This is a genomic window from Streptomyces sp. NPDC045846, from assembly GCF_056431605.1.
The window spans coordinates 134,722-149,202 of the sequence record NZ_JBWKKJ010000002.1 but is presented as its reverse complement, the minus strand read 5'-3'; the positions used below and the strand labels follow the sequence as shown (position 1 = coordinate 149,202).

15 protein-coding genes are annotated in these 14,481 nt (G+C 72.4%); 5 read left to right on the top strand and 10 right to left on the bottom strand.

Annotated elements, in window-relative coordinates:
• Nucleotides 1-124: 124 nt before the first annotated feature.
• The 3 genes from AC07F3_RS05700 to AC07F3_RS05690 form a co-directional block, all read right to left on the bottom strand.
• Nucleotides 125-892, bottom strand: a complete 768-nt coding sequence (locus tag AC07F3_RS05700) for a YidC/Oxa1 family membrane protein insertase (protein ID WP_479110827.1) — start codon at nucleotides 890-892, stop codon at nucleotides 125-127.
• A 109-nt stretch (nucleotides 893-1,001) separates the two neighbouring features.
• Nucleotides 1,002-1,325 carry a DUF6412 domain-containing protein gene (locus AC07F3_RS05695; protein WP_479110825.1) on the bottom strand — a complete coding sequence of 108 codons (324 nt, stop codon included), beginning with the start codon at nucleotides 1,323-1,325 and terminating at the stop codon, nucleotides 1,002-1,004.
• Nucleotides 1,326-1,582: 257 nt separating this feature from the next.
• On the bottom strand, nucleotides 1,583-2,116 hold the full coding sequence (locus tag AC07F3_RS05690) for a winged helix-turn-helix transcriptional regulator (RefSeq protein WP_479110823.1): 534 nt from the start codon (nucleotides 2,114-2,116) through the stop codon (nucleotides 1,583-1,585).
• A gap of 295 nt (nucleotides 2,117-2,411) precedes the next feature.
• Between AC07F3_RS05690 and AC07F3_RS05685 the strand changes: the two genes are divergently transcribed.
• Nucleotides 2,412-3,782, top strand: coding sequence for an MFS transporter (locus AC07F3_RS05685; protein WP_479110821.1), 1,371 nt, complete (start codon nucleotides 2,412-2,414; stop codon nucleotides 3,780-3,782).
• A gap of 55 nt (nucleotides 3,783-3,837) precedes the next feature.
• Here AC07F3_RS05685 and AC07F3_RS05680 read toward each other — a convergent pair whose 3' ends face one another.
• The 3 genes from AC07F3_RS05680 to AC07F3_RS05670 are packed head-to-tail and all read right to left on the bottom strand — an operon-like array spanning nucleotide 3,838 to nucleotide 6,344.
• Nucleotides 3,838-5,337, bottom strand: a complete 1,500-nt coding sequence (locus AC07F3_RS05680; RefSeq protein ID WP_479110819.1) for a sodium:solute symporter family protein — start codon at nucleotides 5,335-5,337, stop codon at nucleotides 3,838-3,840.
• A complete protein-coding gene (locus tag AC07F3_RS05675; RefSeq protein ID WP_479110817.1) occupies nucleotides 5,334-5,567 on the bottom strand; it encodes a DUF3311 domain-containing protein in 234 nt (77 codons plus the stop codon). The genes AC07F3_RS05680 and AC07F3_RS05675 overlap by 4 nt, the downstream gene beginning before the upstream one ends.
• A 9-nt stretch (nucleotides 5,568-5,576) precedes the next feature.
• Nucleotides 5,577-6,344, bottom strand: coding sequence for a class E sortase (locus AC07F3_RS05670; protein ID WP_479111883.1), 768 nt, complete (start codon nucleotides 6,342-6,344; stop codon nucleotides 5,577-5,579).
• A 137-nt stretch (nucleotides 6,345-6,481) separates the two neighbouring features.
• Between AC07F3_RS05670 and AC07F3_RS05665 the strand changes: the two genes are divergently transcribed.
• The 3 genes from AC07F3_RS05665 to AC07F3_RS05655 all read left to right on the top strand — a co-directional run bounded on the left by AC07F3_RS05665 (nucleotide 6,482) and on the right by AC07F3_RS05655 (nucleotide 8,469).
• Nucleotides 6,482-7,495 (top strand): SEC-C metal-binding domain-containing protein, encoded by a 1,014-nt coding sequence (locus AC07F3_RS05665; RefSeq protein ID WP_479110815.1) that lies wholly within the window; start codon nucleotides 6,482-6,484, stop codon nucleotides 7,493-7,495.
• 30 nt (nucleotides 7,496-7,525) lie between these two features.
• Nucleotides 7,526-7,999 carry a very short patch repair endonuclease gene (locus AC07F3_RS05660; protein ID WP_479110813.1) on the top strand — a complete coding sequence of 158 codons (474 nt, stop codon included), beginning with the start codon at nucleotides 7,526-7,528 and terminating at the stop codon, nucleotides 7,997-7,999.
• Between the two features lie 167 nt (nucleotides 8,000-8,166).
• Complete coding sequence (locus tag AC07F3_RS05655) at nucleotides 8,167-8,469, top strand: hypothetical protein (protein WP_479110811.1); 303 nt, start codon at nucleotides 8,167-8,169, stop codon at nucleotides 8,467-8,469.
• A 448-nt stretch (nucleotides 8,470-8,917) separates the two neighbouring features.
• Here AC07F3_RS05655 and AC07F3_RS05650 read toward each other — a convergent pair whose 3' ends face one another.
• On the bottom strand, nucleotides 8,918-10,189 hold the full coding sequence (locus AC07F3_RS05650; protein WP_479110809.1) for a GDSL-type esterase/lipase family protein: 1,272 nt from the start codon (nucleotides 10,187-10,189) through the stop codon (nucleotides 8,918-8,920).
• Nucleotides 10,190-10,452: 263 nt separating this feature from the next.
• Here AC07F3_RS05650 and AC07F3_RS05645 point away from each other — a divergent pair, with 263 nt between their 5' ends.
• Nucleotides 10,453-11,793 (top strand): DUF445 domain-containing protein, encoded by a 1,341-nt coding sequence (locus AC07F3_RS05645; RefSeq protein WP_479110807.1) that lies wholly within the window; start codon nucleotides 10,453-10,455, stop codon nucleotides 11,791-11,793.
• Nucleotides 11,794-11,888: 95 nt separating this feature from the next.
• Here AC07F3_RS05645 and AC07F3_RS05640 read toward each other — a convergent pair whose 3' ends face one another.
• Genes AC07F3_RS05640 through AC07F3_RS05630 form a run of 3 tightly spaced genes read right to left on the bottom strand, consistent with a single transcriptional unit; the run spans nucleotide 11,889 to nucleotide 14,481 of the window.
• Complete coding sequence (locus AC07F3_RS05640; RefSeq protein WP_479111881.1) at nucleotides 11,889-12,545, bottom strand: DUF1707 SHOCT-like domain-containing protein; 657 nt, start codon at nucleotides 12,543-12,545, stop codon at nucleotides 11,889-11,891.
• Nucleotides 12,546-12,588: 43 nt separating this feature from the next.
• Nucleotides 12,589-13,617, bottom strand: coding sequence for an ABC transporter ATP-binding protein (locus AC07F3_RS05635; RefSeq protein ID WP_479110805.1), 1,029 nt, complete (start codon nucleotides 13,615-13,617; stop codon nucleotides 12,589-12,591).
• Between the two features lie 42 nt (nucleotides 13,618-13,659).
• Nucleotides 13,660-14,481 (bottom strand): ABC transporter permease, encoded by an 822-nt coding sequence (locus AC07F3_RS05630; RefSeq protein ID WP_479110803.1) that lies wholly within the window; start codon nucleotides 14,479-14,481, stop codon nucleotides 13,660-13,662.

Genomic DNA, 14,481 nt, shown 5'->3' with positions numbered 1-14,481 from the left:
CCCTTGGTCGAGCCGGGCCCGGCCGATGGGTAGCGGCCATCGGAGGATCGTCCGATCCTCCAAGGAAGGCGTCCACTCCGCAAGACCCCGTTCACAAACTGGACCGTAACCACGGTCCGGCCTGCTATGCGGCGGTCGCCAGCGCGGCGGGCGCGGGCACCATGTCCTTGTAGAGGACGGCCCGCTCGACGGCGCTCCAGGTGGTGCTGGTCACCACGTACAGCGCCGCGGCGAGCGGCACCACGGCGACCGTGAACAGCGTGGCGAAGGACAGCAGCGGCATGAATTTGCCCATGGCCGCCATGCCGGGCACCGCGTCCTGCCCGCCCGGCGCCACCATGGGCGTGGCCGCCATCTGCCGCTTCATCCGCCGGTAGTTGAAGGTGGCCACGACCGCGACGACCGCGAACAGCGCGGCGTACACCAGCCCCTGCGCCCCGAACACCCCGCCGTGCGCGAGCGCGTCGCTCCAGCGTCCGCCGAGCGGCGCCCGGAAGAGCGTGTGATCGAGCAGGGCGTTCGCCTTCCCGCCGATCGTCGTGCTGGAGAACAGGTGGTAGAGCAGGAAGAACGCGGGCATCTGGAGCAGGCTGGGCAGGCAGCCCGACAGCGGCGACACCTTCTCCGCGGCATGCAGCTCCATGACCGCCTTCTGGAGTGCCTTGCTGTCCTTGCCGTGCTTCTCGCGCAGCGCCGCCAGCTGCGGCCGCAACCGGGCCTGCGCCTTCTGACCCCGCGCTGCCTGCCGCGACAGTGGGTGCACAGCGAGACGTACAAAAGCGGTGAAAAGCACGATCGCGGCAGCCGTCGAAGCACCGTGGAAGACCGGGTCGAGCAGCCCGGCGAGGTGTTCGGTGAGGCTCGCGAAAGCACTGAAAAGGGACGTGAACATGAGGAAGCCCTCCGGGGCGTCTCGTCAGGGAGTGACACGGGCGTGCGCAGAAGGCACACGGATACCGGCATGACGAGCCGCGAGGAGCGGAGGTGGTACGAGAGTGCCCCTACGCGGCCGTCGGGACGAGGGCCCCGGGCGCTCGGGGGCGGGGCCGACCGGAGGCGTCGGGGTCGCGCTGGGGCAGGAAGGCGGTGCGCCGTTCGCGGTCGCGGATCGCGGTCCGCACCCGCGTCCGGGCCACCTTCGGCACCGCCCGCGAGGCGAGCGACGCGCACACGGCGAGCGCGGAGCCCGCGGCGGCGGTCGCGGCGAGCGCGACGGCGGCCGACAGCATGCCGCCTTCGACGAGGACGGCCTGGGCGAGCAGGAAGAGGAAGAGACCGAACAACGGTCGGGCGAGCCGGGTACACCGCGTGAGTACGCCGCCCATGCCGCCCTCCCTCAGTCCTCGCGCGCCCGTCGCTCAGGCGCCGCCTCTTTCCCTCCAGCCGTTATACACGATGCTCGAACAACGATCGCCGGCAGAGCGAACGCCCACGGCACCGCCGGAGTCCGGTGACGTCACAGCGTCCGGCGTCCGGCGTCCGGCATTCAGCGTCCGGCATCCGACGCCCGGCACCCGGCGCTCAAAGGCCAGCGGCCAGCGGCCAAGCTTCGGAAGCGTCGCGGCACGCAAAGTCCCCGACGTCACAGCGCCTGAAGCTCAAGTGGCTGCAACAGCCGCCGGGGTGCGCGCAGCGCGCGGCTCACCGTGTCCTCGGCCGGGCCGAGTCCGGGCCCGGGCCGCATCTCGACGTCTTCGGGGGCCACCGCCCGCCCGCAGGCCGGGCACTCCCCGTACGCCCCGAGCTCGGTCCCGCACTCGGCGTGGTGGAAGGTCCGCATCGGCCGAGCATCCGGATTGAAGGCCCGCCCCCAGAGCCCGAGCGCCCTCAGGGCGGGCCACAGCGCCCGCCCGAGCTCGGTCGGCACGTACTCGTCCCGCGGCGGCGACTCCTGGTACCGGCGCTTCTCCAGCACCCCGGCCTCGGTGAGCGAGGCGAGCCGTGCGGCGAGCACGGCCCGCGGGATCTTGAGATGGACCAGGAAGTCGTTGTAGCGGCGCACCCCGTAGAGCGCGTCGCGCACGACGAGCAGCGTCCAGCGCTCGCCGACGATCTCCAGCGCGCGGGCGATGGAGCACTCCTGCGCCGCGTAGTCGTAGTCCTTGCCGAGAGCCATGCGCCCGAGTCTACCGGGGTGGGTTCACTGAACGAACCTTCAGTGCTAGGGTCGGCCACAGAGGGAAGGTTCAGTCACCGAACCCACCAACGCCACGTCTACGGGTGAGGACACCTACTGACGGTGTCCTTCCTGATGGGGCCTTCCTGATGGGGCCCTCCCAGTGGGGGCGCTTTCAGCGGGGGCTGCCGGTCCCGCACGGAGGCCTCCCGCTGGAGCCCCGCCCGATTCCGTGACCCGTACGCCCGGAACCCGCCCACACGGGGCCGCCCCGGGGCCAGCCATGAGGGATGCCATGACGCAGGCAGTACGCACCACCACGAAGCGGCCCGCCCGGGCCCCCGGGGCCGACGGTCGCCCCGGCGCCACGCTCGCCGTCACCAGCGCGGCCACCGCGGTCGCGCTGATGAACTACACCGCCCCGATGCTGACGCTGCCCGGCATGACCGCGTCGTTCCACACCGCGCTCTCCGCCCAGGCCTGGCTCCTCAACGGCGCCCCGCTCGGTCTCGCCGCGCTGCTCCTGATCGCGGGCAGCCTCGCCGACGACCACGGCCGCCGCCGGGTCTTCCTCGCCGGCACCCTCGCCCTCGGCATCACCATGGCGCTGGGTGCCCTCGCCCCCACCACCCTGACCTTCACGCTCGCCCGCGTCGCCCAGGGCATGGCATCGGCGGCCGTCCTCGCGAGCAGCCTCGGCCTCCTGGTCGCCGCCTTCCCCGCGGGAGCCGCCCGCATCCGCGCCACCGGCGTGTGGGGCGCCTTCGTCAGCGGCGGCATCGCCCTCGGCCCGCTCCTCGCGGGCAGCCTGGCCTCCCTCGACTGGCGCCTGGTGTACGCGGTCCTGGCCGTCCCCGCGCTGGCGACCGCCGGGTTCGCGGTGCGCGCCCTGGCCGAGTCCCGGGCCCCGCGCGGCGGCCGCCCGGACGTCGCGGCCGCCGTCACCCTCGGCCTCGCCTTCACCTCCCTCATCGGCGCGCTGACCCTCGGCCGCGACGGCTGGCTGCGCCCCGGCGTGCTCGCCCTGCTGCTCGCCGCCGCCGTCCTGACAGCCGCGTTCGTCCACGTGGAGCGCCGGGCCGCGACCCCCATGATCGACCTGGCGCTCTTCCGGCGCGCGGAATTCCTGGCCTCATCGGCGGGCGCCCTGTTCACCGGTCTCGCGGTGATCGGCTTCTTCAGCTATCTGCCCGCGCTGCTCGCCCAGTCGCTCGGCACCTCGCCGATGAACGCGGCCTGGCTGTTCGTCCTGTGGTCGGGCACCGCGTTCGTGGTGGCGCTCCAGGCCCGGCGCTTGGCCGGCCGCGTCGCAGCCCGGCATCAGCTCGCCATCGGCTTCCTCCTGCACGCGGCCGGGGTCCTCGCGATGCTCGGCGCCCTCGCAGCGGGCCCGCTGCCCCGCCTGCTCCCCGGCCTCCTGGTCGCGGGCATCGGCAGCGGCCTGCTGAACGCCGCACTCCCCCGCCTCGCCGTCGAGTCGGTCCCGGCCGAACGCGCGGCGATGGGCTCCGGCGCCAACAACACGGCCCGCTACATCGGTTCGTCGGCGGGCGTCGCCCTGACGATCGCCGTGGCCCCGGCGGGCCCGGACACGGTGATCGTGGTGTCCGCGGGCCTGGCGGCGGTGGCCGCCGCCCTGACGACGGCCCTGCGCACCCGCCGCTGAGGACAGCGGGCAGCGCTCGCGGCCGGGCGCGGGCCCTCGCGATCCTGGGTGGTGCTCAGACCCGCGGGAAGTCCGCGTCCTGCTCCTCATGGATCGGATCCCGGGCCAGCACCTCGTCACCCACCGGTTCCCCCTTCGGCCCGAGGTACGAAAGGGCAAGCGCCACAAGGAGGTTGAGGCCGAGCGCGACGATCCCGGCGTTGACTCCCCACACCGGGTCGCGGTCGGTGAACACGAAGCCGCAGACCGTCCCCACCCCCACCGCGAGCCCCGCGAGCCCGCCCACCAGCGTCAGCCTCCGCCACACCAGCCCCAGCAGCAGCATCGGCAGAAGCTGGGCCATCCCCTCGTACGAGATGAGCGAGAGCCGTACGAGGGTGTTGGGGACGGTGTAGGTCATGAGCAGGGCGAGCGCCCCCGCGACCACCACCACGACCTGCGACGCCGCCTTCTGCCGCTCCCGCAGCCGGGGCACGAGCGAGAGCACGCTGCGGCCCCACATCGTGCCGATGACCAGCATGAACACGGCCATCGGCACGATGGACGACAGGGCCGCGGCCACCCCGACGAGCCCGACGGTCCAGGCGGGCAGCGAGTCGACCACCAGCTTGAACAGCGCGAGGTTCGAGTCGGCGCCGGCGAGTCCGGGGACCACGAAGATCGCCGCCATCCCGAGCAGCATCGGCACGAAGAGCAGCACGTTGTAGGCAGGCAGCAGCATGGCGTTGCGCCGCAGGGCATCGGCGTTGCGCGCGCCGAGGTACCCGGCCACGGTCGTCGGGAAGATGACCACGGTGAGGGAGTTGAGGACGGAAGTGGTGGCGAACCACGCCTGTCCGAAGGCTCCGCCGTGTCCCGGCAACGTGAGCCAGTCGCTCTTCTCGCTGACGACCCGGTCCAGGAAGTCGCCGTACCCGCCGAAGTAGTGCAGCGGCACATAGATCGCGAGGAAGGCCAGGGTGGCGATCACGAGGACGTCCTTGAGCACCGACACCCAGGCACTGCCGCGCAGCCCGCTGACGACCACGAACCCGGTGGTCACGACGAAGGCGATGAAATAAGCCCAGTTGAGCGAGACGGCACCGTAGGAGATCGTCGAGACGACCACGCCCATGCCGGTGATCTGGAGCTGGATGTAGGGCAGCAGGAAGACGGTCGCGAGCAGCGCAACGAGCGCCCCGACCCACGGCCGCCCGTACCGGTGGGCCACCATGTCGGTGATCCCCACAAGCCCGTGCCTCTTCGCGTACGCCCACAACATGGGGCCGACGACATAGCCCACCGCGTAGCCGCAGGACAGGTAGGCGACCACATACAGCACGGGGGCGCCGTAGTTGTATCCCCAGCCCGCGGCACCCAGATAGCTGAAACTGGTGTAGCTCTCGCCCGCCATCAGCAGCCAGATGAATCCCGTGCCCAGGCTCCGCCCGCCCACGGACCACTCCGTGAGCCCGCCACCTCCGCCCCCGCGCCCGCGTACGGCGAAGAGCCCGAGCGCGACGGTGCCCACCATGAAGGCGCCGAAGATGGTGGTGGCGACAACGGCACCGCTCATCGCACGCCTCCCCGCGTCCCGGCCCGGGCGCCCTCGCTCCTGCCCCGCTTGTCTCCCCGCCAGGTGAGCCAGATGGCGAGCGGCGTGGCCAGCGTCGCGATCAGCAGCCAGAAGAAGAGGAAGGGAAGCCCGAGGACCACGGGCCGCACCTTGTTCACGAAGGGCAGCGCCCCGAGGTACAGGAGGTAGGGCACCCCCAGCCAGAGCACATGAGATCGACGACGACGCATCCCCGAACGCTAGCGCGGACGGCTCGCCACCAACTTGCCCCACACGACCAGCCGGTAGGTGGAGGTGAACTCGGGGGTGCAGGTGGTGAGCGTGATGTAGTGCCCGGGTTCGCGGTACCCGTACGCGGGCTTGACATCGCTCCGGGGGATGGCGGCTATGGTCCCGCCGTCACGGGAGGAGGTCTGCGGCAGCGTGGAATCGACCACGTACGTGAAGACGCTGTCCCGGGTCTCGACGATCACCTGGTCACCGGCCCTGAGCTCATTGATGTGGCGGAACGGCTCCCCATGGGTGTTCCGGTGCCCGGCGAGCGCGAAGTTCCCGGCCTGCCCCGGCTGCGCGCTCTGCACGTAGTGCCCGACGTATCCCTTGTCGAGGACGCCTGCCTTGCTGATCCCCTGCGCGACGGGCGCGGTGACCCCGATCCGGGGAATCCGGATCACGGCGTACGCCTGGTCACCCCGCGGGGTGCTGTGCGTCGCCGGGGCGGCCCTGCCCCCGGAGGGCTGGGGGCCGTCACTCGCGGGACCGTCCCCCACGGCCACCTGCTCGTCGGGCGCCGTGGTGGCGGAGGGAGCGGGGCGAGGAGCTCTGCCCCACTCCTGCTCCAGCGACCGGACGGTGTGCCCGGCCTCGGCCCGGGCCTCCCGGTTGGTCCACCACAGCTGGTGCACGACGAGCAGCAGGACCAGGAGCCCGAGCGTCACGGCGAGCTCGGCGCCGGTCCACAGCCCCCGGGCCGCCCAGACCCGCCGCCCGCGCCCGCCCTGCACCATCACCGGTATCCCTGTGCGCACGGGCGCAGGGTAGGTGCCGGGACCACAACTCACCAGGCCCGCAACCGAACCGCCTCGACCCACCAGGACCGGAAGCCCCCTCCGCCGGGCCGCCGTACGGCAGTACGGTGTCCCTCATGCGCCCCGACACGCCTGCCGATCACACTGCCGAAGCCGAGCGTCTGCTGCGCACCGCGGCGCAGTACCCGGAGGACCACGAGCCCCTGCTCCTGCAGGCCGCGGCCCATCTGGAGCTCGCCGGCGACCGCCCCCGGGCCACCACGCTCTACGACCGCCTGCTGGCCTCGAAGGTGGACCACCCCCACCTCGTGAAGGCGTTCAAGGCGGCGAACCTGTGGGAGTACGGCCACGAGCCGGAGGCCCGCGCCATCATCGAGGGCATCCGCACGGCGGCCCCGCTGGACCCGGCCGCCTGGGAGATCGTCGCCGAGACGCTGGAGGCCCACGACGAGCTGGACCTGGCCCACGCCTCCCTGACAACCGCCCTCACCCTCCTGGGAGTTGCCGAGGCGGCCGTCGACCCGACGGCGATCCCCTACAGCACCCAGTCCCTCCTGACCACGCGCCACCGGGTACGCCGCCTCCTCGCCCTGGCCCACGACACGTGGGACACCCTGGCCGACGAGCTGCACACGGCGCCGATCTCCCTGGACGAACTCCACGACCCGAAGCGCCTGTGGTCCCTCGGCTCCGAGGACCCGGCCGAGCTCCAGGCCGAACTGGCCCGTCTGCGTGCCGAGTTGGGCAGCTACCGCGCGGCCCTGTCCCGCCCGTTCCCGGTGGCGGTCCTGCACTGGCCGGAACCGGAACTGGACGAACTCCTCACGGCGTACCCGGAGCTCCAGTCCGAATACCCCACCCACGCCGCCCACTTGCTGGACATCGAGGCGTCCCTGCGCGAACTGGCGACGGCAGGCACCCCCAACCTGGGCATCGTGACAGCGACGGTCCCCTCCTACGAAGCCTTCGCCGCCTCAGAATCCTCCTCCCCCGCCAACGCGGACCTCCTCCCCCAATACGCCACAACCCTGGCCGCCCGAGGCCGAGCCACAGCCTGGCCCCCCGGCCGGGGCGCGGACTGCTGGTGCGGCTCGGGGATCAACTATGGGGACTGTCACGGGGTGGCTTGAGCTCTGACCACCCCTGACAGAATGCCCGCCATGTCCGATGCCCTCCCGTCATCCGCTGCCGTCTCGGCCCGCATGAGCCGCCAGGGCTCCCGCGACACCACACCGGAGCTGGCCGTACGCAAACTGCTCCACGCGGCGGGCCTGCGCTACCGCGTGAACGTCCCGGTCCCCGGCATGCCCCGCCGCACCATCGACATCGTCTTCGGCCGAGCCAAGATCGCCGTCTTCATGGACGGCTGCTTCTGGCACGGCTGCCCCCAACACGCCACCCGGCCGAAGGCGAACGCGGAGTGGTGGCGGGCGAAGCTGGAAAAGAACATGGCCCGGGACCGGGAGACGACGGAGCATCTGCGGGCCGCCGGGTGGACCGTATTGCGGTTCTGGGAACACGAGAGTCCGGCAGCCGTTGCACAGGCGGTCACAGCGGCAAGGGCCGTCGTCGCAGCACAGGCCGGTCTTAGGACAGCTCGCACGTCGCCCGAGCCCCTTGCAGACGAGGAGTAGACGAGTAGCGGATCAACCCAAGGGCCACACGGCGACCCCCTGTTAGGCCCTGGCCTCTGGCCGGCCCGCCCCCCTGTGCCCGGAGCACCCCGCACCCCAGGCCCCCCTAACCCCCCAAAATCCCCCCCGCGTTAGCCTCAAAGAAACCGCACTTCAGGAGGCAGACCATGGCGAAGGTTCCCGCAACTGCGATCGCGGCCGGCGGACTCATCGGGGGGTATGGGGTGGCCCGGTGGACCAGGAAGCGGCCGCTCGGTGGGGTGGCGCTCGCGGGGGCCGGGGCCCTCGCGGCTCGGCAGTGGCAGCAGGCGGCCGGGACCAAGGCGGCCGTCGGGCTGACCACCGCCTACGTCGCCGCCTTCGCCGGGTCGCACCCCCTGGCCAAGAAGGTCGGCGCCTGGCCCTCCGTGTTCGGCGTGGCCGGAGCCGTCGCCGTCGCCTCCTGGGCCGTCACGCGCCGGGCTCGCTAAGACGCCACCCGTCGGGCTCGGCAATCGAGGCTCTGCATGCTGCGAGCCCGCGGGGCCCGACAGGCCGCCCTCCCCTCACTGCCGCGAGCCCGCCGTACCCGGCTCGGCAAGCCGCCCTCCCCTCCGTGCCGCAAGCCCGCCGCGCCGCCGCCCCGGAGGCCCGCCCGGCCGGGCGACCGGCCCATCGAACCCCGCCGAAGAATCTTCGCCTCCCGCTGAACACACTCCGCGCCCGATCCGTACATAGGGGCAACTCCCCATGGTGGTCGGGTGCATGACCGTACGGCAGGGACGGACAGGCGCCGTCGGTCGTGCGCCCGGCGGGGAGAGCACCCGGTGGGGAGAGCACCCGGTGGGGAGAGCACCCCGTAGGGAGCGCGTCCGGCGGGGAGGACTGCGGGGCGCGCCGGAGAGGCCACGCCCCAAAGCCGCCTCGCTCCCCCTCGCCTCACAGCACCCCCAGGTCCACTCCCCTCCCCATCGCCAGATACCCCGCGTCGCCGGGATGCAGCCGGTCGCCGGAGTCGTACGGGCCCCACAGGGCGAGCGGCTTGTAGCGGTCTCGGAGTACGCGGTCTATGTCGACGACCGCGTCGTAGACCCCGCCCTCGCGGATCGCCGAGTTGACGCGCTCGCGCACCTCGTGGACGCCCCCCGTGCAGGCGCGCAGCCCGCCGCAGGGCGACAGTGTCGTGCCCAGGACGCGCACCCCGCGCGCGTGGCCCAGCCGCACCAGTTCCCGCATGCCCGCGAGCAGCGTGGCCGGGTCCCGCTGTCTGCCGCCGAGCAGGTCGTTGATGCCCAGCTCGACCACCACCGTGCGCACCCCGGATCTCGCCAGCGCGTCCCGCTGGAAGCGTTCGAGCCCGCTCGGTCCCGCGAGCCGGCCGAGCAGAGCGTTCCCGCCGATCCCGGCGTTGAGGACGGCCCGGGGTGCGGCGTCGGCGGCCAGGGCGGCGTGCTGGCCGCTCAGGCGGTTGGCCAGGACGTCCGTCCAGCGGTGATCGGCCCCCGGGGTGGAACCGACCCCTTCGGTTATCGAGTCGCCGAACACCACGACGCTGCCGCCCGCGGCCCCGGCCCCCTGGACGTCGACGGCGGTGACATACCGCCAGGCCCCGGTGATCCGGGCGAACACGCCGGGGTCGGCGGCCCGGTCGGTCGCGCCCGGCGCGATGGAGGAGGTCTGCTGCGCGCCGGGGTGCCAGGTGACGGGCCCCGCCGCGTACACGGAGACGTACAGGTCGGCCAGCGCCGGCACCTCGAAGGCGAGCGGGTCGCTGACCGCCTGACCCCCGGCCGGTACGGAGGTCCGCGCGAGCCCGCGGAAGGTGAGCGTCCGCATGGTCCGGCCCGGGTCGGCCACCGTGGCGAGCGTGGCGTGGCGCAGGTCGAGCGGGGCGCTGCCGAACAGGTTGGAGACGGTGACGCGCGCCCTGCTGCCGCCCAGCGAGGTGTGCACGACATTGCGTACGGTCCACTGCGGGCCACCCCCGCGCGCGGCCCCCGCCGCGGTCCCGGCAGGCTCGGCCCCGACGGGCGCCGCGTACCACGTACCCGCCCACGCGCCACCCCGGTCCTCGCCCGCGCCTCCGCCTCCGCCAGCTCCGGCCCGGGCAGGCGCGATCACGGCGTAGAGGGCGGCGGCGAGCAACACCGCCACCAGGAGCACGAGCAGGACCACACGCTCGGCGTGCGTCCTCAGCGTCCGCATGGACATGATCCGAATGTACGGAGCGGAGGCCCGCGGGGCCACGCGAACGAGTGGTCGTACGGATGCACGGGAACTGAATGTGCGCCCCGTGAGTACTTCCTGTAGACGTCGTACGGACAGTGGCCGGACGGAATGGGTCGTGGTGGGCCCGAGCACCCGGTCCGTACGGGGACGTGAACGGCCGGGGGGTGGGTACGCGAACGACCGGGCCGTACGCGGACGGAGACGGGGACGGTCAGGGCGTGGGTAGGCGCGGACAGGTGGAGCGAATGGAACGTACGAGAACGGGGCCCGACGCCGAGGCGGCCGGCGCGGTGGACCAGGCCGCGCGCCCGCTCCGCTCGTCGCCCTTCGCCTACACGGCGGCGGACGAGGAGAAGCGCCGGGGCGTGCGCCGCATGAAGGCCACCGCCACCGGCCTGCTGCTCCTGGTCGCGGTCGTCTTCGGCCTCGCCACCTGGGCGGACCGCTCGGGCGCGGGCGCCTGGGCGGGGTACGTCGCGGCGGCGGCCGAGGCGGGCATGGTGGGCGCCCTGGCCGACTGGTTCGCGGTGACGGCCCTCTTCCGCCGTCCGCTGGGTCTGCCCATCCCGCACACGGCGATCATCCAGAACAAGAAGGACCAGTTCGGCGCCTCGCTCGGCACCTTCGTCGGCGAGAACTTCCTGTCGGCGGCCGTCGTCCGCGCCCGCCTCCAGGCCCTCGGCATCGGCCGCCGCCTGGGCACCTGGCTCGCCGAGCCCGCGCACGCGGACCGGGTCACGTCGGAGCTGGCCACGGCCCTGCGCGGCGCGCTCACCGTGCTCCGGGACTCCGACGTGCAGGCCGTGGTGGGCGAGGCCATCACGCGCCGGGCGGACGCCGCGGAGATCGCGCCGGGCCTCGGCAAGGCGCTGGAGAAGGTCGTCGCCGACGGCAGCCACCGCAAGGCCGTTGACCTCGTCTGCGTACGGGCCCACGACTGGCTGGTGCTGCACGGCGACTCGGTGATGGACGCGGTGCAGGGCGGCGCTCCGGGCTGGACCCCCCGTTTCGTGGACCGCAAGGTGGGCGAGCGCGTCTACAAGGAGCTGCTGCGTTTCGTGACGGAGATGCGCGACATGCCGGGCCACCCGGCGCGCGGCGCCCTCGACCGCTTCCTGGCCGACTTCGCGGCCGACCTCCAGTCGGACACCGAGACCCGCACCAGGGTGGAGCGTTTCAAGTCCGAGATACTGGCCCGCCCCGAGGTGCAGGACATCATCGCCTCGGCGTGGTCCTCCGTACGGTCGATGATCATCGCGGCCGCGGAGGACGACCACAGCGAACTGCGCCTGCGCGCGAGGGCGTCACTGCTCTCCCTGGGCACCCGCCTGTCCACCGACCCCCGCCTCCAGTCCAAGCTGGACGGCTGGCTGGAGGACGCGGCGGCGTACGTGGTGTCGACGTACCGCGCCGAGATCACGTCCCTGATCACGGACACGGTCGCCTCGTGGGACGCGAACGACACCTCGCGCAAGATCGAGGCGAACATCGGCCGCGACCTCCAGTTCATCCGCATCAACGGCACGGTGGTCGGCGCGCTGGCGGGCCTGTTGATCTACACCGTGTCGCACGCCCTGGGCGGGTAGGTCGCCGTTCGCCATCAACCGGCCGGGCGCTCAGGGGAGTTGAAGGCGGGCAGCACCTCGGGCCACCGCCCCGGGCCCAGACCCCCAAAGCCCCCTCACCCCAGCTCCTTGCGCCCCTTGTCCTCCCGCTTCTCCAGCCGCAGCTTCTCCTTCTGCGCCTTGCGCAGCTTGCGGTCCACTCCGATGCCGCCCATCAGGGCGAACGCCACGATCGTGACGTTCGGGGAGCCGGGGGTGCCGTCGCCGCTGGCCTTGGTGCCATCGACGCCGCCCATGATGCCGAAGCCCTTGACGCGGACGGTCAGTTCGGGCGGTACGGTCACGCCGATGCCGCCCATGATCGTGAAGAGCCGCAGTACGGTCTCGCGGTCCTCGAAGCGGGCCTCGCGCAGGTCGATGTTGCCGCCGCCCCACATGGCGAACGCGGTGAACTTCCGCGCCACCGTCCAGGTGCCCTTGCGGGAGAAGCCGCTCCAGAGGGCGAAGCCTCCCTTGGAGGTCGGCGGGTGGCCGATGCGGGACGGCCAGTGGACCTCGGTCTCGTCCTCGGTGCGGCGGGGGGCGGGGGCCACCGGGGCCACCGTGCCGGGCGCCGGAAGGTCACGGACGAGCGGCTCCAACTCCCCGTGCGTACGCGCCTTGTAGGCGGCCTCCAGGCGCTGCTCGAACTCCTCCATGTCGAGGCGTCCCTCGGCCACCGCGTCCCTCAGCGACTCGGCGACCCGCTCCCGCTCGGCGTCCGAGGCACGCATCTCCGGCAGCCCACCCGTTGGTTCACTCGTCATACCGCGAAGCCTAGTGAAGGGCCCGGTCATTGGGGGCCTGGGGGACGGTCTCCATCGAGGACAGCATGCGGGCGATCACCGATTCGATGTCGGGCTCCCGGACCGACAGGTCCACCAGCGGGTAGGCCTGCGCGATGTGCGCGACCAGCGGCGCCGCCGACGCCGAGGCCGGGAAGGCGAGCCACTGGCGGGGGCCCTCGACCTTCACCACGCGGGCACCCTCGGCCTCCACCGGCGGAAGTTCGCGCTCCAGGTCGACCACCAGGGTGCGCTCGCTCTCGCCCGCCTCGTGCAGCCCGGCGAGAGCGCCGTCGTACATCAGGCGCCCGTGGTCGATGACCATCACGCGCTTGCAGAGCTGCTCGATGTCGGTCAGGTCGTGGGTGGTGAGCAGGATCGTGGTGGCGCGTTCGGCGTTCAGGTCGCGCAGGAACTGCCGGACCTTCGCCTTGCTGATGACGTCGAGCCCGATCGTCGGCTCGTCGAGGTAGAGGACCTCCGGGTCGTGGAGCAGGGCCGCCGCGATGTCGCCGCGCATCCGCTGGCCGAGCGAGAGCTGGCGTACGGGGACGTCCAACAGGCTTGCCAGGTCCAGGAGTTCCACGCAGCGGTCGAGGTTCTCGCGGAAGCGGGCGTCGGGGATGCGGTACATCCGGTGGGCGAGGCGGTAGGAGTCGTACAGCGGCAGGTCCCACCACAGGGTGGTGCGCTGGCCGAAGACGACGCCGATGCGCTGGGCGAGCCTGGTGCGCTCGCGGGAGGGGTCGAGTCCCGCGACCCTGAGGCGGCCGCCGCTCGGCGTCAGGATGCCGGTCAGCATCTTGATGGTGGTGGACTTCCCGGCGCCGTTGGGACCGATGTAGCCGACCATCTCGCCCCGCGGCACCCGGAAGCTGATCCCGTCGACCGCCCTGACCTGCCGCTTCTCCCGGCGCAGCCGACCCACCTTGCGGCGTACGTCGAAGACCTTCTCCACGCCGTCGAGCTCGATCAGGTCCATGTCCGTACCGCCGTCCCTGTCCGGGGTCGTGTGGTTCATCGGGTCAACTCCCTTTCCTGGCGGGCGAGATGAGGGCATGGTTCAACTTCCCGTGCTGCGGTAGGCGCGGATGCCGCGGCGCCAGGCGAGGCCCGACAGTGCGAGGCAGGCGGCCGCGACCAGCGGGGGCGTGAAGGCGAGCCACTGCGGCAGGGCCAGCGGGTAGGGGCGGCCCAGGACGTACAGCGCGGGCAGCCAGTTCACGAAGGCCAGCGGCAGGATGAAGGTGACGCCGCGCACCATGTCCTTGGCGAACACCGTCGGCGGGTACTGGAGCAGCGTCTGGCCGCCGTAGGTGAACGCGCTCTGCACCTCGGCCGCGTCCTGCGCCCAGAACTGGAAGGCCGCCCCCACCACGAACACCGCGCAGAAGATCGCGGTGCCGCTGAGCAGCATCACCGGCACGAGCAGCACCTTCAGCACCGTCCAGTGCACGTCCAGGGCGATCACCGCGCCGATCAGGACCATGAGGCCCTGCAACAGGCGGCCCAGGCGCTGGAGGCCGAAGCGGTCGGCGGCCACCTGGGCGAGCACCGGCGCGGGGCGCACGAGCAGCGTGTCCAGCGTGCCGTCGCGCACCCGCGCGCCGAGCTTGTCGATCGAGCCGAGCACCGCGTTGGCGAGGCCGAACGCCGTCGTCGACGTCCCGTACAGGAACGCCACTTCGGCGAAGGAGTAGCCGCCGAGGGAGCGGACCTGCGAGAACATCAGCGCGATCACGACGAAGTCGAACGCGGTCACCAGGAAGTTCCCGACCAGCATCATCGCGAACGACGCCCGGTAGGTGAGTGTGGAGCGGATCCACATTCCGGCGATCATCCGGTACGTCGCCCACACACCCGGCGCGGGCCGCCGTTCGGTCAT